Origin of the sequence: Shewanella sp. S1-58-MNA-CIBAN-0166, assembly GCF_040310085.1 — a bacterium.
Taxonomy (GTDB): Bacteria; Pseudomonadota; Gammaproteobacteria; order Enterobacterales; family Shewanellaceae; genus Shewanella.
Window position 1 is genome coordinate 1 of record NZ_JBEOPN010000137.1, and the last position, 273, is coordinate 273.

Consider the following 273-nt stretch of genomic DNA (forward strand, 5'->3'; position numbering starts at 1 on the left):
TGCGGGGGCTGGTAAAACGTCATTATTAAACGTACTTGCCAACTCAATTAATCCAAATGAACGTGTTGTAACCATTGAAGAAAGCGCTGAGCTTAATTTGCATCACAACCATGTTGTGCAATTGGAAGCCCACGACACAAACAGCGATGGTAAAGGTGCAGTAAGCCTAAGAGATTTAGTAAAAGCAGCCCTTAGAATGCGCGCAGATAGAATACTTGTTGGAGAGGTACGCTCTGGCGAAGTAATCGATATGCTCCAAGCAATGAACTGTGG

Annotated in this window: 1 protein-coding gene; it reads left to right on the forward strand. The window is 44.0% G+C overall.

Annotated elements, in window-relative coordinates:
- Window positions 1–273 (forward strand): ATPase, T2SS/T4P/T4SS family (locus tag AAEY99_RS21425; RefSeq protein WP_351011977.1); only part of this gene is annotated, 273 nt, incomplete at both ends.